27 protein-coding genes are annotated in these 26615 nt (G+C 54.1%); 9 read left to right on the top strand and 18 right to left on the bottom strand.

All coding sequences use genetic code 11. The features are described 5' to 3' along the window. Positions 1-253: 253 nt before the first annotated feature. Entirely contained in the window at positions 254-1774 is a 1521-nt protein-coding gene (locus M5B96_RS30375; protein ID WP_248800656.1) for a tetratricopeptide repeat protein, read from the top strand. Between the two features lie 247 nt (positions 1775-2021). On the opposite strand, the gene M5B96_RS30370 is transcribed toward M5B96_RS30375, so the two are convergent. The 7 genes from M5B96_RS30370 to M5B96_RS30340 form a co-directional block, all read right to left on the bottom strand. Further along, positions 2022-2834 (bottom strand): hypothetical protein, encoded by an 813-nt coding sequence (locus M5B96_RS30370; protein WP_248800655.1) that lies wholly within the window; start codon positions 2832-2834, stop codon positions 2022-2024. Between the two features lie 296 nt (positions 2835-3130). Further along, a complete protein-coding gene (locus M5B96_RS30365) occupies positions 3131-4009 on the bottom strand; it encodes an SIR2 family protein (RefSeq protein ID WP_248800654.1) in 879 nt (292 codons plus the stop codon). Further along, entirely contained in the window at positions 4010-5023 is a 1014-nt protein-coding gene (locus M5B96_RS30360; RefSeq protein WP_248800652.1) for a ParA family protein, read from the bottom strand. Between the two features lie 41 nt (positions 5024-5064). After that, positions 5065-5970 (bottom strand): hypothetical protein, encoded by a 906-nt coding sequence (locus M5B96_RS30355; RefSeq protein WP_248800650.1) that lies wholly within the window; start codon positions 5968-5970, stop codon positions 5065-5067. Positions 5971-6217: 247 nt separating this feature from the next. Next, entirely contained in the window at positions 6218-6868 is a 651-nt protein-coding gene (locus tag M5B96_RS30350) for a hypothetical protein (RefSeq protein WP_248800648.1), read from the bottom strand. Between the two features lie 325 nt (positions 6869-7193). After that, a complete protein-coding gene (locus tag M5B96_RS30345) occupies positions 7194-7748 on the bottom strand; it encodes a hypothetical protein (protein ID WP_248800646.1) in 555 nt (184 codons plus the stop codon). Between the two features lie 505 nt (positions 7749-8253). Further along, positions 8254-8679 carry a hypothetical protein gene (locus tag M5B96_RS30340; protein ID WP_248800644.1) on the bottom strand — a complete coding sequence of 142 codons (426 nt, stop codon included), beginning with the start codon at positions 8677-8679 and terminating at the stop codon, positions 8254-8256. 808 nt (positions 8680-9487) lie between these two features. Between M5B96_RS30340 and M5B96_RS30335 the strand changes: the two genes are divergently transcribed. The 3 genes from M5B96_RS30335 (at position 9488) to M5B96_RS30325 (ending at position 11045) form a co-directional block, all read left to right on the top strand. After that, a complete protein-coding gene (locus tag M5B96_RS30335; protein ID WP_248800642.1) occupies positions 9488-10039 on the top strand; it encodes a DUF2857 domain-containing protein in 552 nt (183 codons plus the stop codon). 271 nt (positions 10040-10310) lie between these two features. Next, entirely contained in the window at positions 10311-10790 is a 480-nt protein-coding gene (locus tag M5B96_RS30330; protein ID WP_248800640.1) for a hypothetical protein, read from the top strand. Between the two features lie 12 nt (positions 10791-10802). Continuing rightward, entirely contained in the window at positions 10803-11045 is a 243-nt protein-coding gene (locus M5B96_RS30325) for a hypothetical protein (protein ID WP_248800639.1), read from the top strand. 260 nt (positions 11046-11305) lie between these two features. Here M5B96_RS30325 and M5B96_RS30320 read toward each other — a convergent pair whose 3' ends face one another. The 3 genes from M5B96_RS30320 to M5B96_RS30310 all read right to left on the bottom strand — a co-directional run bounded on the left by M5B96_RS30320 (position 11306) and on the right by M5B96_RS30310 (position 13324). Further along, positions 11306-11641: a DUF6124 family protein gene (locus tag M5B96_RS30320; RefSeq protein WP_248800637.1), complete on the bottom strand. Its 336-nt coding sequence runs from the start codon at positions 11639-11641 to the stop codon at positions 11306-11308. A gap of 450 nt (positions 11642-12091) precedes the next feature. Next, positions 12092-12679: an NADPH-dependent F420 reductase gene (locus M5B96_RS30315; protein WP_248800635.1), complete on the bottom strand. Its 588-nt coding sequence runs from the start codon at positions 12677-12679 to the stop codon at positions 12092-12094. A 36-nt stretch (positions 12680-12715) separates the two neighbouring features. Then, positions 12716-13324: an FMN-dependent NADH-azoreductase gene (locus tag M5B96_RS30310; RefSeq protein ID WP_248800633.1), complete on the bottom strand. Its 609-nt coding sequence runs from the start codon at positions 13322-13324 to the stop codon at positions 12716-12718. 119 nt (positions 13325-13443) lie between these two features. Here M5B96_RS30310 and M5B96_RS30305 point away from each other — a divergent pair, with 119 nt between their 5' ends. Continuing rightward, positions 13444-14346 carry a LysR family transcriptional regulator gene (locus M5B96_RS30305; RefSeq protein WP_248800631.1) on the top strand — a complete coding sequence of 301 codons (903 nt, stop codon included), beginning with the start codon at positions 13444-13446 and terminating at the stop codon, positions 14344-14346. Between the two features lie 19 nt (positions 14347-14365). On the opposite strand, the gene M5B96_RS30300 is transcribed toward M5B96_RS30305, so the two are convergent. After that, complete coding sequence (locus M5B96_RS30300) at positions 14366-15565, bottom strand: lysozyme inhibitor LprI family protein (RefSeq protein WP_248800629.1); 1200 nt, start codon at positions 15563-15565, stop codon at positions 14366-14368. Positions 15566-15800: 235 nt separating this feature from the next. On the opposite strand from M5B96_RS30300, the gene M5B96_RS30295 reads away from it, so the two are divergent. Then, a complete protein-coding gene (locus M5B96_RS30295; protein WP_248800668.1) occupies positions 15801-17156 on the top strand; it encodes a Fic family protein in 1356 nt (451 codons plus the stop codon). Between the two features lie 267 nt (positions 17157-17423). Here M5B96_RS30295 and M5B96_RS30290 read toward each other — a convergent pair whose 3' ends face one another. Then, positions 17424-17765: a DUF6124 family protein gene (locus M5B96_RS30290; protein ID WP_248800627.1), complete on the bottom strand. Its 342-nt coding sequence runs from the start codon at positions 17763-17765 to the stop codon at positions 17424-17426. A 760-nt stretch (positions 17766-18525) separates the two neighbouring features. Next, positions 18526-18867, bottom strand: a complete 342-nt coding sequence (locus tag M5B96_RS30285) for a DUF6124 family protein (RefSeq protein WP_248800626.1) — start codon at positions 18865-18867, stop codon at positions 18526-18528. Positions 18868-19441: 574 nt separating this feature from the next. Here M5B96_RS30285 and M5B96_RS30280 point away from each other — a divergent pair. Beyond that, positions 19442-20401: a DUF3742 family protein gene (locus M5B96_RS30280; RefSeq protein ID WP_248800625.1), complete on the top strand. Its 960-nt coding sequence runs from the start codon at positions 19442-19444 to the stop codon at positions 20399-20401. Positions 20402-20602: 201 nt separating this feature from the next. Next, positions 20603-20962 (top strand): DUF3742 family protein, encoded by a 360-nt coding sequence (locus M5B96_RS30275; RefSeq protein ID WP_248800624.1) that lies wholly within the window; start codon positions 20603-20605, stop codon positions 20960-20962. 3 nt (positions 20963-20965) lie between these two features. Here the strand turns inward: M5B96_RS30275 and M5B96_RS30270 are convergent, their stop codons facing one another. The 5 genes from M5B96_RS30270 to M5B96_RS30250 are packed head-to-tail and all read right to left on the bottom strand — an operon-like array spanning position 20966 to position 25629. After that, positions 20966-22495 carry a conjugal transfer protein TraG N-terminal domain-containing protein gene (locus M5B96_RS30270; protein WP_248800623.1) on the bottom strand — a complete coding sequence of 510 codons (1530 nt, stop codon included), beginning with the start codon at positions 22493-22495 and terminating at the stop codon, positions 20966-20968. A gap of 2 nt (positions 22496-22497) precedes the next feature. Continuing rightward, the gene (locus tag M5B96_RS30265; RefSeq protein ID WP_248800622.1) at positions 22498-22839 is read right to left on the bottom strand and encodes a hypothetical protein; all 342 of its coding nucleotides are present in this window, start codon (positions 22837-22839) and stop codon (positions 22498-22500) included. Continuing rightward, the gene (locus M5B96_RS30260) at positions 22836-24230 is read right to left on the bottom strand and encodes an integrating conjugative element protein (RefSeq protein WP_248800621.1); all 1395 of its coding nucleotides are present in this window, start codon (positions 24228-24230) and stop codon (positions 22836-22838) included. The genes M5B96_RS30265 and M5B96_RS30260 overlap by 4 nt, the downstream gene beginning before the upstream one ends. A gap of 50 nt (positions 24231-24280) precedes the next feature. Continuing rightward, positions 24281-25228, bottom strand: a complete 948-nt coding sequence (locus M5B96_RS30255) for a TIGR03756 family integrating conjugative element protein (protein WP_248800620.1) — start codon at positions 25226-25228, stop codon at positions 24281-24283. Then, positions 25225-25629 carry a TIGR03757 family integrating conjugative element protein gene (locus M5B96_RS30250; protein WP_248800618.1) on the bottom strand — a complete coding sequence of 135 codons (405 nt, stop codon included), beginning with the start codon at positions 25627-25629 and terminating at the stop codon, positions 25225-25227. Before M5B96_RS30250 ends, M5B96_RS30255 begins: the two co-directional genes overlap by 4 nt. Before the next feature lie 214 nt (positions 25630-25843). Between M5B96_RS30250 and M5B96_RS30245 the strand changes: the two genes are divergently transcribed. After that, the gene (locus M5B96_RS30245) at positions 25844-26509 is read left to right on the top strand and encodes a site-specific integrase (protein ID WP_248800616.1); all 666 of its coding nucleotides are present in this window, start codon (positions 25844-25846) and stop codon (positions 26507-26509) included. Positions 26510-26615 lie beyond the last annotated feature (106 nt).

The raw sequence follows: 26615 nt of genomic DNA, 5'->3' as shown, positions 1-26615 counted from the left end.
GGACTGTGTGGCCAGGGTCGTCATATCTTGCACGATGTTTTCGTGCCGCGTGGCGAATGACGTCTTTCGGCCAAAAGCTGACCGTCATCCAGAATCGGGAATTGGCTTTAAACAAAACGGCTGGTTGGTTGAGTAGACCACTTCACACTGTGTAATCATTGGCGCGACACGGGGTATTTTCAACGTCGCTTTCATGTGCCTCTCTGGATACGCGACACTGTCGGTAAATCCCGCCTGCATTTAAGGCCGTACGATGAACGATATTGAGTTTGCGCACAGCGTCAGCCCTCAGCTGGGTAACCTGTACGAACAGGCAAAGAACCTAGGCGCTTCGACGCCGGGTTATGCAGTTACTTTCTTGAGAAGCTTCGCCGAAGCGTTCTGCGAAACGCTAGTTCCGACTATGGATCGGGATCTGAATCTTGATCGCAAGATCGCGTACCTACGAGATAGGCGTTTGGTAGACCACAGGGTGCTGAACCCGTTACGCGTCCTACAAAAAAATGGGAATGTTGCGGCTCACCCGAAGGCGTTTAGCTATACGTCCCACGACTCAACTGAAATGCTTAGCCAGGCGCTACCCGCCGCCCTCGGATTGCTTGAGTATCTGCATTCCCTGAACCCTGTGCTCGGAGAGTGCCCTGAATACACGGTCACACCATTCACACAGCACAACCTTCGAGAATTGAGCTACATCGCTATTTTTGAGGAGGACGCTGAGGCGCGCTACACGCTCGGAGTCCACTTCAAAGAAAAAGCTAATGTCCTAAAAACCTCCGAGGTAATGTTCAGATCTGATGACGGTTACGGCCTTGAATCCCGAAAGTCTATTGATCAAGCCAATATTTGGTTCAAACTCGCCGCAGAAAGTTCGCATGTCGAAGCAATGTATGAATACGGCGTCTACCATGCGCGCCTCCAAGGCGATGAGTTTCAAGAACAACGCCAAAAAGGTGAACACTGGGTTTGGCGGGCAAGTGATAAAGGCTACGCTAATGCGTTAGCCTTTATCGGCGACTGCCACTTTTGGGGATCGGCTCGATACGCGCAAGATTTCGAGTACGCAAGAGAGCTGTATCAACAGGCTGCCGTCCAGTCTCACCCAGGAGCACTTGCTCAATTGGGGGAAATGCATGAACGGGGGATCGGCGGCCCGAGAGATCTCAATGCTTCATTCGAATGCTCTTTACAGTCTGCCGAGGCTGGATTTCCGCAGGCACAATTTCACTTGTACACGCTGCATCATCAAGGTCACGCTTTCGCCGATGACCGCCTGAAAGCTATCGCCTGGCTAATCGAAGCAGCGGAACAAAAGTATCCAGAAGCGATGCTTGAGCTCGGCAGACTTATCAGTCAGAAGCTCATTCCGGGCCGGAGCGAAATTGATGCTCAAGCTCTTTATGAACAATGCCTCAACAGCGAAAAAACTCGAATAAAAGCCCGGTATGCGCTGGCTCACAGCTTGGTAAAGCAACTGAACAGTCTAGACGCATTGCAATCAGCGTTGGCGCACATTACTAACTGCCAGGATGAAATCAGTGCTACGTCACAACATAAGGATCTGCTTCCTGCGTGCCGAAGGCTTGCCGCATATATCTGGGAGAAGATACCGAAAGCTATGGCTAGCGCACACCCTCACCTTACGTTTCAAATAAGTGTCCCGCCCCCCATCGCAGACGAACCGCCCCAACGGGTTTACGTTGGCTCGCCGGTAGGCAGGAACGAACACTGTCCCTGCGGCTCAGAGAAAAAGTACAAGCACTGCTGCCGTTGACGGCAAAATGGGCTAATGACCTGATCTCCCAAGTCTTGTAAAAGCCCTAAAGCTTCAATTGAGGTTGACTAAGCTAATGAAGGCCGTCCGCTCTTGGCCGACTGCTGCCCCTCGCGAAGGGCAGCTTAGGGTCGATAGCAGTCATTGAGAAGCCTAAAATCAAGCTGGCCACTAGCAAGCCATACGATTGCCAATATTAATTTTCTTGATAGACCGCAGCCATAAGCCATAAGCCATAAGCCATCAGTCAGAAGATAGTCTTGATGACCTTAGTCACACCATTGATGAGGTCTTCGGCCTCTTCTACGGTCGGCTCTGTCGCATTCCTGTGGCCACACTTATTTCTGAGGTCACCTAGGAACTGAATCTGCCGATGCTGGGACAGCTCAATAACGTTGGCAGACTTCAAAGCGTCATTAAGGACAGCGATAGTGCCAGACTTTTTAGGGAGGCCGTGGTTGTCACACACTTGCTTCAAATGGCCTTCCAGGACAACACCAGCTATAGCCCCTGCTGCCCGGGCGTATTTGTTCTTAAGCAGCTCTTGGGCGCCATCCAGCTCCGAGTCGAAGACATCCGCTTGCACCAATTGCCTGATGTCAAATAGTGAGCTCTCAAATCGACGCTTTATCGCCTCGACGATGGCTATCTGTTGTGCCAAAAGCGGGATCGCAGCCTTCGCGTCAGCTTTGACGGTTCGGCCATAGGTCGTGCGCAGCCCTTGGCAGGCATCTTCGATGCGGTAGCTCTCATAAGTTATATCCTTACGAGATTTTGGTTTTTCGTACAGCCGGATAAAGTCGCTCAGGCGATCAGGAAGTAGTTGTCTCACGAGGGGCAGCGCTTCAGAGTACCAGTACTGGTATACGGCCTCGAACGGCTTGATCGTCTTGACAAAGGTTTTCGCCTTTTCTTCGTCCCCCCCCAGCTGCTTTAGCAGGCTGCTGTAGAATTCGTTGTGGCCAAACGCTGAATAGTTTAGCGAATTTTGGACCAAGCCAGCCTCTTGCAGGAGTGTGTCCAAGTCTTTCCGATATTTTTCCAAATTCGTTATTGCCATGGGGCTACCTACCTGAGGGTGCACTCTGCTGAGCGCGGAAACATCAAGGGTAGTGGCAACGTGCCTTGCGCGCCAGGCTGTTCGACGCACCTCGCCACATCTAACCCTTTCTCCTCGTGCGCCTTGTTGCCCGGAGAGCAAAGGACGGATCGGGTCGAAAGCGGGCTCCCTGGCCGCCCCCACCTGGCTGCGGCGAAATCAAGCTAGGCTCCAGTAAGCCAGACGATGGGCAATATAAAATTTCTCGATAGACCGCTCTCGGCCAATAGCGGACGCTGAGTACAACGTTATAGTGGCTACCATGCTTGATTTTTACTCAGCTCGATTCTTTCAAGTTCAACTAGCGCCTTTAATAAATCTAGTTCTCTTGATAAATGAGCGTGATCTTTCGTTGCGGAATACTCTATGAAGTTTATTTTCAGTGAATCACTCAGCACGGATTTAACCTCCGAACAGAAGTTTTTTGAAGCAGTTACAAAGTAATGGCTCTGGCCATAAGGATGTCGGTATCTGTAGTTCTCTAATAACGATCTAATATCGGGATCGCTCACGCCACAACCAACGAAAATAAAAGTATGGGTGCGCAGAAGCGCATCTAAAAGCTCATAGAATTGACTGTGAGAATTTCGAGCCTTGGCGTAATCGGTCCTTGTGAAAATCAATTTATTTGGCGACGAAATCGTCCCATGGCTCTTTATCAAAACTCGTTCATGTCTGCGCAAGCAATCCGCAATGTCATCATCATGATATATCTTTGTAGTTAGCGCCCCAGCTCCACGCTCACCTGCTGCTGTTTCGTAGATGCTATCAAAGTTCGGAGTGATTGCAATTCGTAAATCCAGATTAAAAAGTGTCTTATGTATTGGGGCCGCTTTGAAGTCTGGTGTGTGGAAGCGAGCCTTTACTAAATTTGTAAACTTCTCTTGCTTGATTTCGTTTCGTATTACCTCCGCCGCGGTCAGGTAGTCCCCAGCCTTAATGAGCGCATTAATTTCTTTTACTATCTTCTTTCCAGGAGCGCCTATTTGGCTTGCGGCCTCAATTAAAAAGCTTGCCCAACTAGGAGGCCTGACACCTTCATTCCCCGAAGAGTTCATCGAGACGCCAGCGCCAAAAAATAGTACGCAGCGCCTACAAGCAATAGAGTGAACTAGTTCCTTAGGCCAAATTGACATTTAGATGACCTCGTCCATGTTTGCGCGAAGGCTTGCAGCGATATCTGCAATAACTTTTTCAAATTGCTTTACTTTGTCAAAATGTGCCCCCACGACTCCGTCTGCGGACTTCAGCATAAATATAGGCTTCGTAGATGTTTGGGCCATGGGGACCAAGCTGCTGAAGTAAGGAATTTCACCAAGTTTGTACTCTAGAATTTTCCCTTGGTTTATTTTTTCTATTAGGCTTTTTTTAATGGCAGGCCCAATACGTTTGATTATTTTTTCATAGGCATCAACGGGCTGCTTTTTTCCCGCAACAGTTTTAGCAGTGTATTGCTGAGTGACATAACCGAGAAACTTAATCCCCTGAGGATTCCTTTGGTGTAGGCCATCAAAAAGGAAATCCTCATTATTGTCTTCTTTGTAACTCGTAAGGCCGCGTTCTAAGCCTTTAGTCCAGCTAGTGATCGCAACCTCAATATTCTGAAGGCCACGCAAACTGAAAATATCCGATGACATAGGCAGAATGAAATAGTCGCACGACAAAAGAACAGTACGATTTATCGCGCCGAGAGAAGGGCCTATATCAAAGAAGACATAATCGTATTCTTTCTTTGAGGCCCACTCGAGTAGTGCCCTGAAAAGAAAAGTTGTTTTTAAACCTCGTTCTTGTCCACTAGTTGCATCCACCCAGTCTTTCGCCAAAAAATCCTCGGCCAAAGAAAATCTAGGGTCCCCAGGTACAACATCCACACCGAATGACTCACTTTTTTTAATCGGAATATCAGAGTAGCCTTTCGATTTTTTTAATGAGGTTACTAATTGATTTATAGTCTCTCCATCCTTAGATGAAGAGTATAGATCGTCAAGTATTTTTTCTTTGAACATGTACGCGGTAGCATTGCATTGTGGGTCAGCATCTACCACAAGTACCTTTTTATTGCCTCTTAAAGCATAGTGTGCAGCCAAATTACAAAGGAGAGTAGTTTTTCCTACTCCGCCTTTGTTGTTGAAAACGCAAAAAGCTTTCATATCAGATCCTTTAATGAAAAATCAATCAGGCGCAGCCCCGATTACGCACGTAGCAATTGACGAATTTTCCCTATCCACTTTTTATCATGAATTACTCTTAAGTGCCCTTGTTCGCCATTTATAATTTCTTCTTTTGACAGGGATGAGAGCTCTTCCCAGTTGTCGCCAAATACATATGTAGCATTGTTGAGGTGTATGCTTTCTAAAAAATGGAGTTTTTTAGATGTGAAGCCATAAACAAAATATCCGGAGTATCCACCGCGACCTGTTGCTAAAAAATCGGGTTCGTATTTAGATATTTCTCGCATTCTATGCTCAATCACTCCTTTTTCAGATTGGCTAAGTTTTGCTAGATAAGGAGTTACAATGTCAGAGGCCTTATTCCAAGGATATTTCCCTTGAGGCAATATTTCCCATTGAAGCTGCCGCGCAGACAAGTCTGTTATCTTGTATCTTGATAAATCGAATATCTCAAATTCACCGAAATATTCGAGTAGCAAATTGGCCAGATGCATGACCGATACCGGGTCACTTAAAAGATCTATTTGACGTGTGGAGATATACATCACGCCGCCAATATCTCTAAGCGACAGCTTTTCAGAAGGAGGAGATATGAAATCTATGGGATATACATCCATAGTGCGATGTTGGATTCCATCATGTTCTCGTCCATGCCAGTCTTTCCATGTGCGATATTGAGGTATCATTTTTTTTATTAGAGGAAGATCCTTCCGCTTAACTTCTTTCCCGCTAGCATTAAAGCTTGAAATTTTTCCGATGTCTGAGGCGAGGATTGAATCCCCATCATGCTGGAGGTAATGAATGCCAATTTCTTTTTGCCGAGTTTGAGTTACAGAACTCCAACAAACTACGAACATTACATGATTTGCACCTTTTGCCTCAGCTATCAGGCGCGCGATACTCTTAATTGACCGTCCCTTGATCATTGCTACCCCCCCTTTGAGTGATGTCGCTCATTGTTGAAGGTAGCATCCTGACATCATACTTGAAACCCCTACGACACAAGGGATTCTCGTGGGCAAAAGTAGGTGGGGTACGTCTGGACGAGCGTCTGCTTTTGGCCGACACCGGACTGTCGCAATAGCAGCACCAGCATCCAGCGCGGGTCTCGCCCAACCCTGAATGCAAAAACCGCCTACTCGCCTGAAAAGGCGGGTAGGCGGTCAGTGAGCCTCAGTCAAACTGGGGTAGGGTGGGTTCTATTGGCAGGAGTAGGGAGGTGAATCGCCTGTCTGCCGAGGTGATGATCCAGAGCTTTTTCGCCGCTCCAACGTCAACGTCGTATTGCGAGAACAAGCTGGCGCCGGTCAGTACCGCCCGTTCGTTTTTCAGTCTGTCCGCCCTAGGTAATTCTCCCCAATCACCACAAAGGTGACGGTCCAGAAAATGCGCTATGTCCAACAGACCATGTTGAGCGAGCGCCTCTACACCTTGGGTCATGACGACTTCACCGAGAGCAAAGATCTCTCCAGGAATCCGCTTTTCAAGCGCCTCGGCTTCATGCCTGAGCATGAGCGTCAGCACATGCCGTTCTGCTTCCGTACGGTCTACGACTAGACGCAGATCCAGTAGAGCCAGCGCCGACCGCTCACCGGTAAAGGGAAAGCATTTGTGGCTGAAGTCAAAGAACAATGGCTCATCATCCCAAGACTCCTGAATGATGGCATTGCGAACGGCTTGAAGCACTGCAGTCAGGCGATAGCCTTGTTCAGCGATGTTCAGTGGCTTCGCTATGTAAACACTCTCGTGCCACGCCCTTGGCGTAAAAACGACAGGCAGGTCGAGCAGCGCATCTTGTTGCTGTGTCGGTATATCTAGCTTCATTGGTCTCTCCAGAAAAGCCCAAAACGGAGAGACACTGCGCCCGGACGGGGAGTGTTCCCCGCATGGGCAGAAAGTGTGGTGTATCAGAGCAACGCGGACAGTACCCACGTCTTATAGCGTTTAAACCACAGGCCGAAACCTGCCGGTAGAGTGGTGAAACGATGAATCAGAACGGCCATTCTTTAACAACATAATCGAAAGTAAATTTTCCGATTGGAACGATTATGAAAGTGAAAATTATGCCGAGCTTCCAGCATGTGACAGTCATTTTCTTATCAACGTCAGCAGCTAAGTCCGAAATGGATTTTTTCAGCTCGCTGCCTTGCTATTCTATTGCAAGTCGGAGCTCACCTCCTTGTTTTTCCATGGCAAGCCGGAACTCGCTTCCTTGTTTCTCCATAGCAAGTCGAAGTTCGTTGCTTTGTTTTTCCATGGCAAGAGAGAAGCCGTTGCCCTGTTTTTCCATCGCAAGCCGGAAGTCACTACCCTGCTTTTCTATTGATGCACGAAGCTCGTTACCTTGATCTTTGATCTCAGCACGAAGCTCGTTACCTTGATCTTTGATCTCAGCACGAAGCCCGCTGCCTTGTTCCTTCATTTCAGCGCGAAGCTCGATCCCCTGGGTAACAATCGCTTGGCTGAGTGCGTTTATCTGCTCGCCATGGTTTTTTACCGTGTCGCCAAGCTCTTTGATCGAGCCACGCAGCTCTCGACCCAGATCGACGGTTTTTTGAGTCAGCAGTTTTTCCGTTCGTTCCAGATCGGATTTCGTTGCTACGTTTCGCACTTCGGCCTCCCAAGCCTCTACGACGGCTTTGGCTTTTTCCGGTGGTACGCTGATGTCTGACAGCGCGTCATACACAGCCATAGATCTACTCATGGTGTCTCCTACTCGATGAAAACGTGACGAGGAGGCACCACCTGACGGTAGATCTCCGTCACGGTGGGTTGCTACATTCGATCGGCGAGGGTGTCGACGACTGTTCGCACTTCCGAATGCTGGGCGAACTAGGGATGATCAATGTGCTATCTGCACACCGTGGCCTCGAAGATCACGACCACTTGGGAAGGTGCTGCCAACGACAGCGAACCAGACCAAATCATCGATCCAAACTCATTGAGTGAGATAGCCAGCCACTTCCGGTGAAAATGTAGGAAACGGCCTAGCTCGTTGCGTGCAACTACACGTATGCCGCGCGCAGCCGTACAGAGAGCAGGGGGCTTTGTTCTCGGTTCTGGATGTAGTGCTCTTGTATCGCACGAACTTTCACGGGGTGTGCCTCACGCCACGTCATTACGACTGCGTCGGTAGCGACACCGCTGTCCATAGCGGCGTCCTGGCACAACCCCTGCTGTTCAATACTGCATAGGGGGTGCGCATGGATTTAGAGCTGCGCGCCTGTTGACTCACATTGCGTCGTAGTAACTGAAATATCAGTTGATGCGGGTGTCGGCGTCGACGACTCGGTCTTTGAGACCGGTTTAGTAACAGGTTTGAGGAAAACTAAAAACAGTATCAGTACCACGCCTAAAGTGGCCACCCACGACATGATTATGAAAGTCCTTTGTTCTTTGACTCTTTCGCGTTCTTCACGAATCTTAACCACGACGTCATCGGCGATTTTATTACGAAGCTCGCGATGTTGATCGATAACGGTATTGCTGAGGGTGGCTATGCTCTTGTTCTGTTCTTTGATAGACATGCAGAGCAAACTAATTGCAAAATTTAACTTATCACCCTGATTTGAGATGTTTTGATTTAACAGATTTTCAGTAGATGTCAGATCATATTTTGATGCTGGATCTAGCACTTCGGCCTCCTAAGCCGTTGACAGCGGCTTTGGTCTTGTAAGGTGGTCCATTGCGACGGCTCGTACTCGCAAAGGCTGAATAAGCCTCAACGGATCAATGAGCCGTCAGTACAAGGTGGTCTTGAAGACAACGCCACCTGGGAAGAGGTTGTTGCCAGCCGTCATCCCGATCTAATAATCGAGCTAAACCCTTTAGCTGAGATAGCCAGCCATTTCCCGGGTGGTTGTAAGGAGACACTTCGCTTGTCGCGTGCAGGTGATTTGTTCTGAGCTGGAGAACTGAGTGAATTTTGGCGCATTCCTCGAGAAAATAGCTGCCTCACAACGGATATATGCTTTTCCCTTTTGATGAAGCGCTTTATCTGACAGAAGCTTCCTTATGGATGCACTACATAATTAGGGGTACCACAAAATCGAGCAGTTTCGCAGCAGACCCGTTCGATTAACCCGCGGAACGTTTTCGCAGGTTCGCACGGGAAAATTGACGCAGGCCGCTCAGTCATCACCGCCTATCGCACCAGGAGCGATAGCGACTACAGGGAGAACAAACAAATGGATTTGCGTCCTGATACCACAGGCGATACCACCTATACGGTCCAGTTCAAGCTCAGCACAGAGCAAATGAAGAACCATTGCTTTCTGTACGAGCTGGTCTGCCGTATGGAGGGCTGGGCAGGTGTCGAGATACTGAGTGTCCAGTGCAATGGGCATCGTGAAAATACATAGAGCCCGATGGACTGTCGAGCTATGAGAATGAACGGCCTGTAAGTGAGGCCGATAAAAAAACCATGGAATGGTGGAGGTACACGTGCACCCGTTGAATCTGGCAATCGCCTTTCAAGTTTTGGACAACATCAAAAATGGTCAGCTGCGCAGCTGCCTGGCCATGGGCTTCGAAGAGAAAGATCTGCAAACTCTGATTGATCCTCGCAGCATGGGGACGTTGGTGAATTCACCGGTTCCCTGGTTCAAGATCACCGTGGATGGCACCGTCGTCCACCGCCTGTTGGCCCATGCCAGCAACACGGATGAAGAGGACGCGATCCGCCGCGCGATCACCCTGGGCGCGAGCACACCCATGATCACTGAGCTCTTTGGTTTGCAGGCCAAAGAGGTCGCCGTCCGGCGTGACATCTTGGGTATTCCCCATCGCAAGGGGCGTTGGCCGCTGGTCAGCCCTGAAGACGAGCCCCGCCTGTGGGAGCATTGGGTCCACCTGACGAAAGAGCAGGGCACCAACTTGCAGAACCCACGATCCGTCCTGGAGGTGACCATGTCGATGACCGAGCGCGAACCCACCTTGAACCTGACCATGGTCTGGAACCTGGTCCAGCGTTGGATCGCCGACGGGCTGGTGTGAGGGCCTGAGGATTCGATAACCGTTACGGAAATTGCTGCAGGTCTGGTGAGAGGACCGTTACTCCCCCTCACCAGACCTGCAGCAAGAACCGCCCAGTCTCACCATCGCCACGACGCGCGCGAAGGCGATGGGAGGCGCGTGCGGCGGACGCTTACACCTGTACGAGCTGATCGATGAAGGCGCCTGCCGCCTTGCCAGCAAGGTGAAATGATTTGAATCCAATGCACTCCTTGTAGAGAATCGCCACCTTTGTGCCGAAAGGAAGCGCGCGATGAAGTTCGAAGGGACTTTTCAATACATGGGCAATCACGGGATCGTCTTCAACGTCTCGCAGATCACCCTCACCGACAGTGAACGCGGACGCCTGCGCGAGCTGCATTTTGGCGAGGCGAAAAGCGCCCACTATGAGGTCAACAGCAAGGTCGTCGAGGTGTACGACAAGATGCAGGCCAAGAGCCTGCCGTGCATGATGAGGATCGGCATCTCCAAGCCGCTGACCCGGCAACAGGGCGATGCCCTCAACGCCCAGCGCACCACGATCGCCAACCTTGCAGGCACGGCCTTCACTTCCGCCACCTCTGCCGTGTCCTCCCCTTACGTGGGCTTTTCTGTAGGGGCCGGTGTGCGTATGTACGCCAATGAAATCCTGCCCACCTATCATGCTGGCGACGTACTGGTCAGCATCGAGGCGCAGGTCGACGGCGGTATCGGCCCGCAACGCACCCTCTCGACACTGATCATCAAGACCTGACTGGAGACGCACATGTCCGACATTACCCAACTGGTCATTGCCATGGTGGTGTTCTTTCTGTTCGATCGGTTTCTCAAGCCGTATCTGCTACGCAAGTGGCTAGGAGTGGTGTTGGTGGTGGCGGGTGCGGTTGGCTGCGTTGTGGCAGGTCAGACCCGCTTGTTGGGGTTTGATCTGGGGTTGCTGTCGGTTTTTGCCGTGGCGATGGGGATGGGATTGTTCATGAAGCGGCGGCGGTTCGAGCAGATGGATTGAAGGGATGATCGGGAGAATTGAGTGTGCAGTGGCACCTCTGGGGTTTGCCCTCGATTCAGATCTGATTTGTACGGCTGGGCCACATGGAAAATGAACCTGACCATGGTCTGGAGCCTCGTCCAGCGTTGGATCGCCGACGGGCTGGTGTGAGGGCTTGTTGATTCGGTAACCGCCCCTTGAGGCGGTTACCGTTTTAGTAAGAAAAGCGCGCTCCCCTTACCAGACCACCTTCAGCAAACGCTGCCGCAGGTCCACTTCAGTCAGGCCTGAAACCCTTGAAGTTTTTCCTCCAGCGCTGAGTCCACTCGGCGTTGCGCCAACTCAATCAGATGAACCATGCCCATGGCGACCTTGCGGTTTGATCCTGTGAGGTTGTCTGCATGATCGTAGGCCATGGCCGCGGCCGATTCGAGAATGGAGCAGGCATCGACGAGGGCTTGCTCCCAAAGGTTTGGACTCGCGACGTTGTCAGGTCGAGAGCGTTTGGATGTGGAGGGCTGCGCAAAAATATAGTGCGCCAATGCTCGATCGACGGCATCAGGGGTGAGGTCTAATGGGCTGGGTGTCGCCGGCGGGTTGGGTGTGGCTTTGAACATGATGGAGCTCCTGTGATGGGCTACCACCGCCTGCTGTCAAACAGGGAAGGGTGGCAGCTGTACGTAGGTTGACAGACCGGACACAGGTACCCGGCGCACCCGAAGATGCCCTGCGCACAGCCGCCATAACACGCACGACAGGCTCGCGCCTGCAATGAGGATTGGGGCGCTGCTTGCGCCTGTGAGTATCGGTCTGTCAAAACCGGTCACCGAATGGGCGGTGACGAAACGCAGACTAGCCACCGAAAATAGCGGGCGCAAGCGGCCGGGATTTTCTAGGAAATTTCACTCGAGGGAAAGCGAGTCGTCTTGCTAGCGCTAACAAATCACGGCTAATGCGCGCCATACGGCCGCTCGTTCGACCTGGAGCACGCTGGCAATCGAAGTAGACGGTTCGAAACTCGCGATACCACGGACAACGGGTGCTGGCCGTCATTCGAACCGGTTCAGTCACGGGTGTTTAATGATGTTCTGAAGGATGAGCGGGCCGCCCAGGCTTAGCAGCTTGCTGCCTTGTTCGATCATCCCTAGATTGATCGCTGCGAACCCAAGCTGTCCGACCAAATCGACGACATCGGTATTGGCATCGTGGTCACGTCCCCATAGAAACATCACTCTGCGCCCGCCATTTTCTTCAGGGTGTTTAGCTAGCAGCGCTGCTGGTAACTGATTGAAGGTTTTGACCACTCGTGCGCCGATAAACGCCGATGCCACTATGTCAGTCGACTCTCTATCGCCGAGCTCCTCCGGCGAAACCCCGTAGGTGTTCATAGCATCAATCACGATTCTGTTGTTCCAATCGGCAATCGCGAGCCCGATCTCCCGGTGGGCTTTGAACGGGATGGCGAGGATGACAATGTCTGCCTTGAGCGCTTCCTGGAGGGACTGCGCAATCATTGGCTTGCCCAGTTCTTGGGCAAGCGCTGTGAGAGTGATCGGGTCACGCGTGTTGGCTAGTCCGAACTCAATACCATTTCGGGCAAATTGGCGTGCAAGGGCTGTTCCGAGTTTTCCGGAACCAATGATGGAATAAGTCATGGTGAGTTCCTCAAAAGATGGCTGCGAGTCGAGATGTCAGGCCGTAATGGCAGCAATGGCTCTTCGTGCTTGAGTAACGGCTTCTTCTTTCGCCTCGGGGCTGAACGCGACACCTTCTGCGCGAACGACGGTCGTGTCGGTGATGCCCAAAAAGCTCAAGAGTCCAATCAAGTAGCTCTCGTGATGCTCCAACGCTGCAGCAGGGCTTCCCGCTGAATAGACACCGCCACGAGCGGAGGCAATGAACGCTCGCTTGTTCTTTAGCAAACCTTCGGGGCCGGTGGCGGTGTAGTGGAACGTTTTTCCGGCCACCGCAATCCGGTCAATCCAGGCTTTCAGAGGTGTAGGTATCGACAGGTTGTACATGGGCGCGCCAATCACAACGATATCGGCTCCCAGTAACTCATCCATGTAGGCGGTGCCTTTGAACAGATCGTCAATCAACACCTTGTCCTTGTTGTCGATACCCTGCCATGCCGCTAGGTGGGCTCCCGAAAGGTGCAATGCAGGGTCGTCTGCGAGATCACGATAAATCACGCGGAGCTCAGGTTGCAGCTTTACCAAACGAGCAACGATGTCAGAGGACAGGTTGCGGCTAACTGAATGAGTGCCCAGCAGGCTGGAATCGAGATGGAGGAGTTGCATGGTGACTGACCTTCGAGGTGTAGGGGGGAAGCGTTGAGAATGATCTGCCGCTGAGTTGGATCTGAAAAGACGGTATATTGAGATGCGAAGTATCTGTTTTTGGGATGGTTGGAGGCGTTATGCTCGACGGGGTGTCACTGGATCAGCTCAGAACATTTATCGCCGCAGTCGATGAGGGAAGCTTTTCCGCCGCGGCCAGGAAGCTCAATCGGGTGCAGTCAGCAGTGAGTGGATGGGTGGGCGGCCTGGAAAACCAAATTGGTGTTGTGCTGTTCGACCGCTCAGGTCGATTTCCCAAGCTCACTCCAGAAGGAGTGCTCTTGTTGGCGGATGCGCGGAGCATCGTGTCAGGCGTAGATACGTTGAAGGCCCGTGCAAAGCTCATGTCCTCGGGGATAGAGCCGGAGTTGTCCGTGGTAATGGACGTGTTCTTCCCGACATCGTCGATAACAGCCGTCGCGAAAGAGTTTGCCAGCCGGTTCCCGCTTACACCCTTGAAAATCTTCGTCGAGGCCTTGGGTGCGGCTTACCAGCCAATATTGGACGGACGTTGCAGCTTAGGTATTTTGGGGAGTCTGCCAGTCTCTTTCGCATCGCTATCCAGCGAGCGTATCGGCGAGGTCTCGCTCGTCATGGTTGCGGCTCACGACCACCCGCTGGCCTCTTGGGTTGGAAAAACTCCAAGGCATGAACTGGCGAAACACATTCAGCTCGTTCTGACTGATCGTTCTGATTTAATGATCGGGCAGGACTTCGGTGTGTTGTCACCGTTGACGTGGCGTCTGGCAGATCTATCAACCAAATACGCGTTTCTCAAGGATGGGGTTGGATGGGGCAGCATGCCGCTTCATATGGTTGAGCAAGATATCGCTGCTGGCACACTGATTGTCCTTGATGTCGAAGGAATACCTAGGGAGGGAGTGAAGTTGGGAATATCCGCCGTGCATCCTGCAACGGCTCTTCCTGGACCTGCGGGCCGATGGCTGATCGACCGTATCAAAGAAGCTTGCGCCTACGAGTAGTTGGAAAAGTAACGGGGGCTTACCCGGCCCCGCTATTTTCGCTGATGAAATCCAGGCGCTGGCTCATCCATTGCCGAACGATTTCCCGAGCGGCCTGTTGTGCCTCACTCGTCGATAAACCGCGCTCGTGTTGTAACCAGGTGCTGGTCACCTGTCGGGCGGGTTCAACCGCAGCCAAGGCCTGCTGACGCTGTTTTTTCGGCCAGGACTTGTCGTCGGTCCAGTCACGCACGTTCTGTTCGGGATCATCCGCCTTTGCAGCCGGCGCCTTGAGAAAGTCCCGGGGAGACACCGTAGCCCGCAGCGCCATCAAGTGCCAGTCGGCATAGCTGGCAAAGCGGATGGTGCCGGCATTCCCGCTCGCCGCAGACACTGCCTCGTCAAAGCTGCTGCTCAGTTGCTTCCAGGGACCTTGTTCAAACAGGTTGCCCTGGGGCGCGCAGATCGGCGCAAAGGTGTCACGGGTAGAACCGTAGAGCGAGCCGAAGGCGTCATAGGCAGCCTCACCCTGGCGCGAGAAAACAAAGCAGTGCACATAGGCGCGCTGGTCGGCGAAGAATGCGTATTGTGCCCGTTCGATCATCATGCGCAGCAGCGTCAACTCGACCCGGTCGCGACTCACTGACTGATCATTCTCAATGTCGCTAAACACCGAGCGCGCAAAGTCATCGTCAGCCAGTGCCTTGAGTGCCTGCTGACGGCTCGCTTCGGCTTCCTCTTGCGTCACTCCACTGGCCGGCTCAAAACGGTGCAGATAAACCCGCCAGGCCGCGGCTAACTCACTGCTCGGATAACGCCTCAGCCCTTGCGCCGCCTCTGCCGGGTGGTAGGGAATGCTGGCGATAGTCGCGTCCAGGGCCGCCGTGTCCGGCTGAGTCAGCGTACCCACCTCGATCACCCGCTGGCTCAGTAGCGGTTGTAGGCAAGCAGCCAGTTTGTCCGGTTCAGCGGCGCAGGCGTTGCGGGCTTTCAACCAAGTACGTTGGCCTGTGCGCAAGGCGTCGCGCTGATCGGGCGCCAGTTTGGCGATTGCCCGGCTGTAGTGTGCACCGAGGGTGCTGTCCAGCTCGCTCAATTCGGGACTGGCACAAATAGCGTGCTCCACCGGTGTCGAGGCTTTCTGGCAATCGAAGGACGCCGCCATAGCCGGTGTGCTCGCGCTCAGCAGCGATCCGGCAAGCAACAATATTGAACGCAGGGGCGGTACGGGGCGGTCCATGGTGTTCCTTGGGAGAGTTCCTTTCAGGGGGCGCATTGTGCCAAGACCGCTGATTCCACGTCCATCGGCCGTGGTGTTCATGACGGCGCGACATCAGCTCATAAACGCTGAGGCCGAAAAAAGCGCTTTGCTCAAGGTGGCGCTCTACCGCCTCTGGGGCAGCGATTTCATTTTGTGGAATTTTGAAATGGAATGCCCTATGCTCGTTTCAATTTATAGGAATTCTGAAATGAGCATGGTCAAGTCTCCCCCTCCAACCAACCCGAATCCTTTTGCAGAGATTCTTGAAAAGCACCCGGACAAAGCAGGTGCATACCTAGAGCTGAGCCACTGCGTTGACTCGAAAGGTCGTTACCTACATTTTGACAAACTGAGATTCAGGATCCCTAGCGATTTAGATCCTGCATTGGCTTGGTCCGTGGTGAAGCATGCTAGGTTGAGGCAACTGACGGACGTTTTATTTCTAGGTGACCCCCCCAAAAATTGTAGCTTTCTTTATACCCCTGCTATGCACATAGCGATCTCAGCTTGCGATCAACACACGACCACGGCCGCGCTCGAATGGATGTGCTCAAAGATAGGTGAGACCAAACATTTACACTATCTTTTGAACGATTTGATAGAAGATGAAGCGATTAGCAGTAGTCAACTGGAAGGCGCGGCGACTACCACCAAGGCCGCTAAAGACCTCCTTAAAAGGAAAAGGGGGGCGAGAACACTTGATGAAAAAATGATCATCGGAAACTTCAAGATGATGAATCACGCCTGGGATTTTAGGGAACACGCGCTCACGCTGGACATTATCTCTGACCTGCATCAAGTCGGTGTGGAGGGCATTAATGACGAGAGCTATCGGCCCGGCGAGTTCAGACATGACGATAATGTCGTTGTAGAAGATGGCAGTGGTGATGTGGTGCATCAGCCTCCACCGGCTCAACACCTTGAAGAGCGGTTGAAATTGATAATCGATTGGGTGAACACCAATCACGCGGACATGGAAAATCAAAACTATATTCATCCGGTGGTGAAGGCGATCATTATTCATTTCATCATAGGGTATGAGCACCCCTTCAATGACGGGAATGGGCGGGTCGCGAGGTCATTATTTTATTGGTATCTATTCAAAAGCGGATTTGGCGCATTCAGGTACATAGCGATCAGTACACTGCTTAAGGTGTCCCCCATTCAATATGGAAAGAGCTACCTCTACACTGAAACCGATAGCATGGACCTTACCTATTTTATCGACCACCAGTGCAGAGTGATCACCAGGGCGATAGGGCAGTTCAGGAGGGCGTATGAAGAAGCTGTTGAGAATATGGAAAAATTCAATGCGTTTTTATACCAGTCTGGCCTGTATGGAAAACTGTCTGAAAAACAACGGATAGTCTTCAATGTGGCGAGGTCTGGAAAGGCGCAAGAATTTACGATAACTAATGTGAAGGATAATTTAGGCTGTGCCTACAATACGGCTGCAGCAGTGCTTAATGGTTTGGTTGAACATAAGCTGTTCGAAAAAGCAAAAATCGGCAATGAGTGGGTTTTTAATATGATTGATGCTAATCAGATTATAAGCGGCTGGAAAAAATAGAAGGTACAGCCTCGACGTCCAACGACGTGTTTAACGATGTTGGATACGGCCTAGCCCATGGGCGATATTCCCAGCGTGCGAGGTGCTCTTCGCAACCCGTAGAGTCACCGCGTAGTGGTCTAATGATTCCGCACTGTTGCGGTTCAACTGAGCCGGACCCGGCCTTGGGTTTCCTCTCTCGGTCCAGGCAGGCATCAGTCAATCGCCTGAAGACGGTGGAGTCGAATGAGCGGGAATCCAGGCTTTCCGCTCATTCGCAGCGTGCCGTCAGCCGCTGACGGCCTGCTTATCCAGCACAGCGTCCATTCTCAGTTGTGCCAGTTCAATCAAATGCATCACGCCCATCGCCACCTTGCGGTTCGAGCCGGTTTGGTTGTCGGCGTTTTCATAAGCGGTAGCCGCAGCGGATTGCAGAATCGAATAGACATCGGCCAGGGCGTCTTCCTGATTTCTGGCTTCATTCAGATGATCATGCAGTACGGTGACAGACGCAGGTTTTGGGCACGCGTCTGGACCGAGGTTGTAGTGAGACAAAGCTCGGTCGGCGATACGAGGGTCGATGGTTTCAACGTTGGAGAAAACAGGCGGATTGGGGGTTACTTTGAACATATTTGCACTTCCAATGTTAAGTGGAACTGCCAGTTATCGCTGCTAAACGAAGAGGTGGCAGCTGTACGCAGGTTAGCAGACCGGAACATTGGGAACCCGGCGCACCCGTGAGGGTGCCCTGCGCACAGCCACCATAAAGCGGAGGCAAAAAAATAGCGCCCGACTAGGGTGGCGCTGTGCGCCCAATGTTTAATTCCAGGCTGCTAAACCTGATCACTGATGAGCAGTGACAGTCGAAGCCTAGCCGCGAGATTGGGCGCATACAAGCGGTCAGGATTTTCTAGGAAATTTCACTCGAGGGAAAGCGAGTTGTCTTGCTGGCCTTGGCATATCACTGCAAAAAAACGTTCGTTCAACGGCCCGCCGAACCTCATAAAACTCCCTCCCGTCCATCCCGCGCCAACTTCACGCCTGAAGGTCACCGTGAGTCCTCGTGCGACGGCGTATGCCTGCTGAAAAATGTCCGCCGTTTTTGCGAATTCCCCTACACGTGTCTCACGTATCTATCTGCAAAACTGAGGGCCAGCAGGCCAGTAACGGCTAACGGCTGCTGATTCTTTGAAACGTTGTGCTGAGCATCGTGCTGGATGAAGCAGCAGACGGGCTACCAGTGACCTATGACTATGGAGTGTTGCGGTTCAACTGAGCCGGGCCCGGCCTTGGGTTTCCTCTCTCGGTCCAGGCAGGCACCAGTCAATCGCCTGAGGAGGGCAGTCGAATGAGCGGAAAGCCAGGCTTTCCGCTCATTCGCAGCGTGCCGTCAGCCGCTGACGGCCTGCTTATCCAGCACTGCGTCCATTCTCAGTTGTGCCAGCTCAATCAAATGCATCACGCCCATCGCCACCTTGCGGTTCGAACCGGTTTGGTTGTCGGCGTTTTCATAAGCGGTGGCCGCAGCGGATTGCAGAATCGAGTAGACATCGGCCAGGGCGTCTTCCTGATTTCTGGCTGCATTCAGATGATCATGCAGTACGGTGACAGAAGCAGGTTTTGGGCACGCGTCTGGACCGAGGTTGTAGTGAGACAAAGCCCGGTCGGCGATACGAGGGTCGATGGATTCGACGTTGGAGAAAACAGGCGGATTGGGGGTGGGTTTGAACATAGAGTGGTTACTCCCGATCTGTTGAGGGAGCCGCCAACATCGCTGCTAAACGAGAGGGTGGCAGCCGTACGCAGGTTAGCAGACCGGTGATCAGGAAAACCGGCGCACCGAAGTGCCCTGCGCACGACCACCATAAAACGGAGGCTGAAAAAAAGCGCCTCGTAGAAGGTGGCGCCGTGCGCCTGATCACAATGGGCTGCTAAACCCGGTCACTGAATTGGCAGTGACGGAACGAAGCCTAGCCGCGAGATCAGGCGCAAACAAGCGGTCAGGATTTTCTAGGAAATTTCACTCGATGGAAAGCGAGTTGTCTTGCTGGCCATGGCATATCACTGCAAAAAAACGTTCGTTCAACGGCCCGCCGAACCTCATAAAACTCCCTCCCGTCCACCCCGCGCCAACTTCACGCCTGAAGGTCACCGTGAGCTCTCGAGCGACGGCGTATGCCTGCTGAAAAATGCCCACTGTTTTTGAGAATTCCCCTACACGTGTCTCACGTATCTATCTGCAAAGCTGAGGGCCAGCAGGCCAGTAACGGCCGCTGATTCTTTGAAACGTTGTGCTGAGCTTCGAGATGGATGAAGCAGCAGGCGGGCTATCAGTGACGTATGACTATGGAGTGATTTACGTGGCAAACAGCGACAGTAGAGCAGCCGGTAGCATCGCAGGTGTCGTCATCAGTTTTGTTCCCATCAAGGGGTACGGTTTCATCAAAGGGGAGGACGGGGAGCAGTACTTTTTCCACCTTGATGACGTCGAGGGGCGAGTGCCTCTGGTGACGGGGCAGCATGTCACGTTCATGCCGACACCTTCTGCCAAGGGCTCGAAGGCAAAACGTTTGGTGCCTGGACCTGGCCCGACAGTCATTTATGTTGAGCCCTATGATTTCGTCTGGTCCAAAGCCGGCTCACCGAAAGGCATGAAGAGGGTGCTGATCACGGGTAAAGGCTGGAGCGAATCCAGTGACCTCAACAAGGCCCGCCAACTGCTGATCGAGACCGCCAGGCTGTGGGGTGCGAACGCGGTGTTACACGTCACCCAGTCCAGGTACACGGAAGAAGAGGGCGGCTCCAACTACAAATACACGGTGCACCGGTTTGACGCAGAGTTGGCTGTCGTGAAGGTGATCAAAACCGCCTCTGACCCTGAGCTCATTGCGGCTTCACAGGCGCAGATGCAGACGTTGAAGGACTGGTGGGCACGATGCAAAGCACAACACAACAGCGAAGGGGACGGGCCTTCTGCCGCCGATCGTGGACCGTCCTATCGGCTGGGCTTCTGGCTGGGGCGGTTCTCTGGTCGCTACCGGAGGGTTGAGGATACCGTTATGGGCTGGCTACAGGACAAGGGCGTGCCCGCGGTTCTGGCCGACGTCTTGAAAATGTCAGTGAGGCTGATCTTTCTCGGCTGTGTCTTGTATTTGGCGTTTTGGATAGCGCCCTTGATTCTTGGGCTTTTGGTGCTGAAGGGCATTCGGAGAAATGAGCCCAACTGCGGCGCAGAGAGAGTGGACTCTGATGTGGAGGAGCCTTGACCTGATCCGCCGTTGATCGATTCGACCACGCAACGGTAAGAAACTGGCGGTCTCACGGTCCGCAAGGGTGATGCCACTTCAACAGCTTCTCTATTAAAGACCTCGCCGTCAGCATTTGCCGAAAAGCCCTACAGGCTCTTCTGCGGATCATCTGCAAAGCTGCTCTGAACACGTACGGAATCTCAAAGCGAGGTCAGCAGCATGACAGCCGAAACGAAGAAAAATGGATTTTTCTATCATGTGGGTCAATGGATGCGCGAGGCATCTGCTAGCTACCTGAAATTTGAAAAAAGGGCGGCGACCTGGATGGGTAAGAAAGGCTCGCCGCCGACATTGAACACTGTGATTTTTCTGGTGGTTAGGTTGGCCTTGATTGGAGGCTTCCTGTATGTGGCGTTCTGGGTTGCGGTCTTTGTTATAGGTCTTCTTTTTCTTAAGAAAATACCAATGAATAAAATGAACCCTGGTGAGGAAATAGCGGGTTTTGATGGCGAAGCACTCTGTCCTGATCCTTACGCCCCCGAAAATATTAACGATCCAGCATTCTATCGGGACGAGTAGACGTCAGTTATTCTTTTCGGGCGATGGTTCTGCTAGGGTGCTAATTATTGTATCTGCACCTTTACTTCCTTGTTGCTGGGCACCGCTGGTTCCCTCGGCTAGTCCTCGAAGAGCAGAACCAGTCTGGATCCCAGCCCAAGTTAAAACGGTCATCCAAAAGGTTGGCAATACAATGAACAGCGCCCCCATCACATAATTCAGCAGCCAGTCCGCCTGCACATTGTTCAAGCCAAGAATCGGGTTCAGGTTCGCATGAGGCGAGGTGAACCCATACAGTGCATCAAGGATGGTGGTGTCGATCCAGCGGGCCAACTGAAACCAAAAGTCCACGAAAATCATGGAGAACTGCACCACTGACATCGTGACAGCGGCTTTCAGGTCGTAGGTACTGAACATCAGCACCAACGGCATGCAGATGACCAGAGCCATCTTGAGCGCCGCCATCACCATGGGCAGCGCCTGGCGCACGACATCCATGGCTGGAAAGTACGCCATGGCTCCCACACTGATCCCAACGGCACCGGTGACACGACTCATGTCATTGAGCATGGCGCCGCCTACCTGACCACCGTAGTCGCTATACACCTTGCCCAAGGACATCCGTTGGCTGCTCGGGGACACCACGTGCCGAATGATCGCATCGTTCACTTCATCTTGGGGCATGGAGTTGGCCCACTGAGCAAAGCGATCCAGCAAAGTGATCTCCACCTGAGTCAGTAGCCGTGCGCGCAGCCCCTGATCACTGTCGGCCCACCACTGGTTGCAGGTCGGGTAACCGCCGCCATGGCTGACTTCGGCCAACCCCATGTCTCGCACCGGATCGTAGGGCCACTCAGCTCGCGGCGTCTTGGAGTGGTAGGTGTCGTAGTACCCGGACTGCTGATTGAAGTACCGAGAGCCGATCCAGTTGATGTCATTGGTTTCTTCATCACTCAGGGTAGGGCGGCTCAAGAACAGCTTCGCCCGGGAGTAGCCATAACAGTCGTTGGTGAAGTCGGCGACTTCCTGGGCGAGCACCGGGTCATGCAGCCGGGTGGTGTTGACTTGCATGCGCATCTGCCGCAGGTCCGTCCCACACGGAATGGCCGCCACCGCGGCGCCGGTCACGGCCTTGGACATCGAGTGCACGAACCACCACCACACCGGTACGCGAGCGCTTTGGTTGTTCAGGGAGGTGAAGGAGCGACCCCAACCGGTGTCCTCGGGCGCCGGTACCTGGTACTGGCATTGCTGCGAGCGACTGTCATCAAACTGCAGGGTCGAGAGGTTGAGCTCAATGAAGGGCACGCCCGCGAACATGATCACGGCGGTGGCCAGCCAGAGCCGGTTCTCGATGCGGGTGGCGGCCAGCAGCCCCTTGTTGCCCTCGTCGGCGCCTTCATCACGGGCCTTGAGCCACTCCTGAAGCAGGATCACAAAGATCGGTAGAGCAAAGAGCCCTGAGTCCATCAGCACGTCCCAGATGCCGTTGCCGACGAGCCAGCCCACCAGGGTCAGGTAGTACTCCAGGTAGTCGTTGGTGTAGAGGGTCATAGTCAGCCTCCTAGCTGCGTGTGGGCGCGGGACAGCTCCATAAAAACCAAGGCCAGCACCACCGCGATTTCAGCTCTGCGCCATCCTGGGTTGGCGCCCGGTTCAAGCTTGAGCAGGCGAGCGCGGTACTTGAGCCAACCCAGCAGCGCGATGCTGTAAAGCCCCATGCGCCAGGCAAAGAAGTACCAGTAGGTGTGGGTTCTCCAGGTCTGCCAGGCCGGTAAGCCCTGCATCACATAAACGCCGCCCAGGTTGAAGGCGGCCGCGATGAAGATGACCAGCAAAGCAACGGCGATAGGGCCCCAGACAGTCCAGCTTTTGAGGCGGGAGATGGGTGTGCTCATGGCTGCGTCCTCCGGCGGCTGTTGACGTCCTTCTCCACGGTTTCCAGGCGGTTGGTGTCCGGGTCGCCTTCGTAGATGGTCTTGGAGTTGTCCTTGCGCTCGGTGTGACGGGCGATGATGGCGGCGGGGGAGTTGCTGGTCAGCGCACGGCGCAGCTCCAGCTCGGTCCGCAGGTTGGTGATTTCCTGTTGCAGGGATTCACGCTCCTGGTTCACCGCTGCCGTGGCGATCTCGTTGGCGGCGACGTTGGGTTCCTTCTTGCCTGCCAGCAGGGCGCGTTGCAGCAGCAGGGCTTTCTCCAGCACGCTGGTGACCGCGATCTCCGACGCCAGGCGCTGGGCCAACAGCTCCTGGTCAGGCTCATCACGCAGGGCGGTGATCACGCCCCGGGTGATGGGCATCGAGCTGCTGCCGGCAGCGGCGAGGTTCTCCAGGCTGGGCGGTTGGGTACCGGCAATCAGCGCTTGCAGCGACTGGAGTTTGCTTTCGTACTCTTCCTGTATCAGTGGTGTCAGGCCCACACCCGCTGTAGTGCTGCTCTTGGTGCAGCTTTCGCAGGTCTGCTGTTCCACTTCACCGAGGACACGGTTGGCGAAGGTGGCAGCCTCATCGGGTGAGCGCCAGACACCGCAGAGCATGCCGTTGTTGCAATCGGCGGGTGCGATGGTCCCTGTCTCTGTGGCGCCACGGCCGTTGAGGAGGTTGTAGCCAGCCTTGGTGACGGTGTTGACCACTCGGATCGGTGGCTGGCCCTGGCCACCGGCTTTGTCACCCCCCACCCAGGGAATGCCCGTGTTGCCCTTATCCGACTCGGCCTGGGCCGTCACCGCGACGGCATCGCTTTTCTGGCCCATGGCCTCCTTGAGGGCCTGGCCTTCGGCGAGTGAGCCCCAACCACTCTGATTGCCGGCCACGTTGACCATGCGCTCGGCCAAGGCGCGGCAAGTGCTCTTGGAGCGATCGAAGTCCAGGCGGGCCTGCAGGATGCCATTGGTGAGCAGGTTGTACAGGGCCGGGTCCGCCCGCTGAATGATCAGCGCCGGCAGTGAAGCCACAGCACCTGTGGCGTTCTGAATCAAACTGCCCATGATGCTTTGAAAACCATCGGTGAGCCCGTTGAGCTGGTTGTGCAGGGTCGTGGACAGGTCCATGTTTCCGCACATGAGGTTGCTGTTCCAGCCGACGCCCACACCGATGCTGCGCATGTTGCCGGCGCGTCCCATGGACACAGCGTTGCCGCCGCCAATGCGGTACAGCACGTCGTCACCGATCACGCTGCCGGAGCTGCTGAAACTGGGTGATGCCGCGAAGGTGAGGGGGCTCGATAGAACCGTGAAAAGGATGAGCCAGGGACCGGCTGAAGAGGGGTGAAACACTGACATCCGAGTCATGAGGGAAGCTCCAATTGCGATAGAGACGGTGGTGAAGCGCGAGAGCGGCGTTAATGAGGGCCCGTGCTGCCGAGGAAGGTCTGTCCCTCTCGCTTGCAGCAGGTGTAGGGGCGCCACAGCGACCAGGCATAGCCGCCGTCCCGGGCCTGAGGGAGGGGGCCCGGGTGAGGAAAGACTGAACAGGATTGACTGAGCACCGGCGTCAGCGATTGCCACTTACCTGTACTGGGATCGGACTCGCGCAATTCCCCCGCTGGCCAGTAACCCGCGCTGGGCAACGCCAGGAGCGGCTGGTAGACATGCAGCTGACCCGGACGGGTGACGATGTCCCCCGCGCGTTGAGCCGCCACGGCGGAGGCCTTGTAGTCGTCAGGCTGGTGCAGAAAGCCGCTGCGCGGATAGACGCTGCCCCACAGGTTCAGCGCCAGCCGGCTACCGATTTCGCGCAGGCCCGGGATCAGCGACGGCGGGTAGATGCTTTCCGGAATGCCGTGGCGCCAGCCGAGAGGATCCAGGGTGCTGAGCAGGTTGGGTACATAGGGTGTGCCGGCTCCCGCGCAGGTGTAACCCGACCCGCTGGCAAAGGCATTGAATGCCGCAATGCCTGGATGGCCAATCACATCGACGTTTTTGAAGACCGCAAGGTTGTTCTCGTTTGGGTTGTTGGTGGTACCGCTGCCTCCGCCCTGGGCCATCGGGTTGCTCGGGCTCAGCAGTTTGACCTCCGCCCAGGGATTCTCGCCCGTGGAGGAGTAACTGGAGACCACCGCATCGGGCACATAATGCCGGACCTTGGCCGATGTCTTGACGCTACAGCCGAAGGGTGTGCATCGCAGCCAATAGCACACCCCCACGACCTGGTACTCCAGGCAGCTCGGAGACGACACTGAAGGGACGATGGTGGCCGTGTCCAGGGCGAGGCTCAGGGTTGAGTAGGGAAGGGCGAGCAGGACCGCTCCCCACGACTTCACACGTCGCCGCAACACACGATGGCTCATGGCCGATCCCTCCTGAACTGCTCGATCTTCGCGAGCGCTTGCTCAAGGTTTGGATCGCCATAGACGACGTAGCGCTGGTCAACGACAACGGCCGGCATCTTGGTGACGCCCAGGCTCCAGGCATCCACCACGTCCTGGTGAGCCTGGCTGATCTCGGCGGCGGCTTCGGTTGTGAGGCTCTCCTGAAAGAAGGCTTGCGCCAGGGCAGGATCCGTCGGCAGTTGGCCGGACAGCACGGCCTCCAGGTGATCAAGACGATCCAGGTGAATCAGCCGAACGTCCGGCGTCACCTCAACGGGATGGGCCGAGTCAGTGATGACCCAGGTGCTGGCGAAACAGGTGGGGGCAACGGTCAGCAGGGCAAACAGGCCAAGCGGCCGGAGAGGGAGCGATGGCGTCATGGTAAAGGTCCGGGTAACAGAAACCTAGATCCTCTACAAAACGACGCACGATCACAGCAAGAAAACAGGATTTGGGGTGAGGGCTTTGTTGGGGGAGGCTGAGCAGGGACTTTCTGTGAACACTATGGTGCGCGCCTGTAAGCTATTCAGGAGGCCCGCTGCCAACTCTCTCAGGATCGTCCGTGATTCGTCATCAATCCTGACAGATAGACCCATGACTGCATCCATCCGCCGCGCAGCATCCCTTCGCCCTGGACAATTCAAGCATCTGATCCGCGTCGTATCCGTTACTGGCTGTCTGCCAGAGCGTGACGTGATGCTTTTGTGGCTCACACATACGACTGGCATTCGCGTCACCGAGTTGGCCTTGCTGGAGGTCGCAGACGTGCTGTACCCCAGCGGAGCCATCAAGCCCGAGGTGTATCTACGCGCAGACATCACCAAGGGCTGCCGACCGCGCAATGTGTTCCTGACCCATGCTCGATGCCTTACCGCTCTGGACAGTTGGATCGCGATTCGCTTGCGGCACCGCTGGGGTCTTTCCGGCGCTGACGAATACCGGGGCCTACGCCCAGGTTCAAAGCTAGTCACCACACACAAGGGCCAGGCCTTTGAACTGGCGTTCAAGTGCCGCGAACTGGACGGTGGACCGGAAGTGTACCGGGCTTGTGATTCGCTCCAGCAGACCATCAGCAGGCTCTACCGGCAGGCAGGTATCAAACAGGGCTCGTCTCGCAGTGGCAGGCGTTCTCTTGCTGCAAAAGTCTTGGCAGCAACCGGGGATGTAGAGAAAGTACAGACGATCCTCGGGCACGCCTGTCTTGACCATAACAAGCCCTATTTGAACGTAGATCAGGACGTAATCAGGCGGGCTTTTTAGGTCGCACTTTAGGCTGCTAATTGTTCCTAATGTTTGAGAAGTCAGTGATATACTACCGGCAAGCGAACCGGCAAAATTAACACCATAGAGTTCATGTTGGCCTTTA

The sequence above is a fragment of the Pseudomonas sp. MWU13-2105 genome (assembly GCF_023242315.1).
In the GTDB taxonomy this organism is placed as follows: Bacteria; Pseudomonadota; Gammaproteobacteria; order Pseudomonadales; family Pseudomonadaceae; genus Aquipseudomonas.
This window is presented reverse-complemented; position numbering and strand designations above follow the sequence as displayed.

What these genes read in the sequence shown, in the direction of transcription:
- M5B96_RS30360 (WP_248800652.1), bottom strand. Translation starts at nt 5,023, where the DNA reads ATGAAAGCTTTTTGCGTTTTCAACAACAAAGGCGGAGTAGGAAAAACT.
- M5B96_RS30280 (WP_248800625.1), top strand. Translation starts at nt 19,442, where the DNA reads ATGGATGAAGCAGCAGGCGGGCTATCAGTGACGTATGACTATGGAGTG.
- M5B96_RS30265 (WP_248800622.1), bottom strand. Translation starts at nt 22,839, where the DNA reads ATGAGCACACCCATCTCCCGCCTCAAAAGCTGGACTGTCTGGGGCCCT.
- M5B96_RS30355 (WP_248800650.1), bottom strand. Translation starts at nt 5,970, where the DNA reads ATGATCAAGGGACGGTCAATTAAGAGTATCGCGCGCCTGATAGCTGAG.
- M5B96_RS30320 (WP_248800637.1), bottom strand. Translation starts at nt 11,641, where the DNA reads ATGTTCAAAGCCACACCCAACCCGCCGGCGACACCCAGCCCATTAGAC.
- M5B96_RS30375 (WP_248800656.1), top strand. Translation starts at nt 254, where the DNA reads ATGAACGATATTGAGTTTGCGCACAGCGTCAGCCCTCAGCTGGGTAAC.
- M5B96_RS30315 (WP_248800635.1), bottom strand. Translation starts at nt 12,679, where the DNA reads ATGACTTATTCCATCATTGGTTCCGGAAAACTCGGAACAGCCCTTGCA.
- M5B96_RS30255 (WP_248800620.1), bottom strand. Translation starts at nt 25,228, where the DNA reads ATGAGCCATCGTGTGTTGCGGCGACGTGTGAAGTCGTGGGGAGCGGTC.
- M5B96_RS30290 (WP_248800627.1), bottom strand. Translation starts at nt 17,765, where the DNA reads ATGTTCAAAGTAACCCCCAATCCGCCTGTTTTCTCCAACGTTGAAACC.
- M5B96_RS30350 (WP_248800648.1), bottom strand. Translation starts at nt 6,868, where the DNA reads ATGAAGCTAGATATACCGACACAGCAACAAGATGCGCTGCTCGACCTG.
- M5B96_RS30370 (WP_248800655.1), bottom strand. Translation starts at nt 2,834, where the DNA reads ATGGCAATAACGAATTTGGAAAAATATCGGAAAGACTTGGACACACTC.
- M5B96_RS30330 (WP_248800640.1), top strand. Translation starts at nt 10,311, where the DNA reads ATGAAGTTCGAAGGGACTTTTCAATACATGGGCAATCACGGGATCGTC.
- M5B96_RS30310 (WP_248800633.1), bottom strand. Translation starts at nt 13,324, where the DNA reads ATGCAACTCCTCCATCTCGATTCCAGCCTGCTGGGCACTCATTCAGTT.
- M5B96_RS30345 (WP_248800646.1), bottom strand. Translation starts at nt 7,748, where the DNA reads ATGAGTAGATCTATGGCTGTGTATGACGCGCTGTCAGACATCAGCGTA.
- M5B96_RS30325 (WP_248800639.1), top strand. Translation starts at nt 10,803, where the DNA reads ATGTCCGACATTACCCAACTGGTCATTGCCATGGTGGTGTTCTTTCTG.
- M5B96_RS30365 (WP_248800654.1), bottom strand. Translation starts at nt 4,009, where the DNA reads ATGTCAATTTGGCCTAAGGAACTAGTTCACTCTATTGCTTGTAGGCGC.
- M5B96_RS30275 (WP_248800624.1), top strand. Translation starts at nt 20,603, where the DNA reads ATGACAGCCGAAACGAAGAAAAATGGATTTTTCTATCATGTGGGTCAA.
- M5B96_RS30250 (WP_248800618.1), bottom strand. Translation starts at nt 25,629, where the DNA reads ATGACGCCATCGCTCCCTCTCCGGCCGCTTGGCCTGTTTGCCCTGCTG.
- M5B96_RS30260 (WP_248800621.1), bottom strand. Translation starts at nt 24,230, where the DNA reads ATGACTCGGATGTCAGTGTTTCACCCCTCTTCAGCCGGTCCCTGGCTC.
- M5B96_RS30285 (WP_248800626.1), bottom strand. Translation starts at nt 18,867, where the DNA reads ATGTTCAAACCCACCCCCAATCCGCCTGTTTTCTCCAACGTCGAATCC.
- M5B96_RS30245 (WP_248800616.1), top strand. Translation starts at nt 25,844, where the DNA reads ATGACTGCATCCATCCGCCGCGCAGCATCCCTTCGCCCTGGACAATTC.
- M5B96_RS30270 (WP_248800623.1), bottom strand. Translation starts at nt 22,495, where the DNA reads ATGACCCTCTACACCAACGACTACCTGGAGTACTACCTGACCCTGGTG.
- M5B96_RS30305 (WP_248800631.1), top strand. Translation starts at nt 13,444, where the DNA reads ATGCTCGACGGGGTGTCACTGGATCAGCTCAGAACATTTATCGCCGCA.
- M5B96_RS30295 (WP_248800668.1), top strand. Translation starts at nt 15,801, where the DNA reads ATGGTCAAGTCTCCCCCTCCAACCAACCCGAATCCTTTTGCAGAGATT.
- M5B96_RS30300 (WP_248800629.1), bottom strand. Translation starts at nt 15,565, where the DNA reads ATGGACCGCCCCGTACCGCCCCTGCGTTCAATATTGTTGCTTGCCGGA.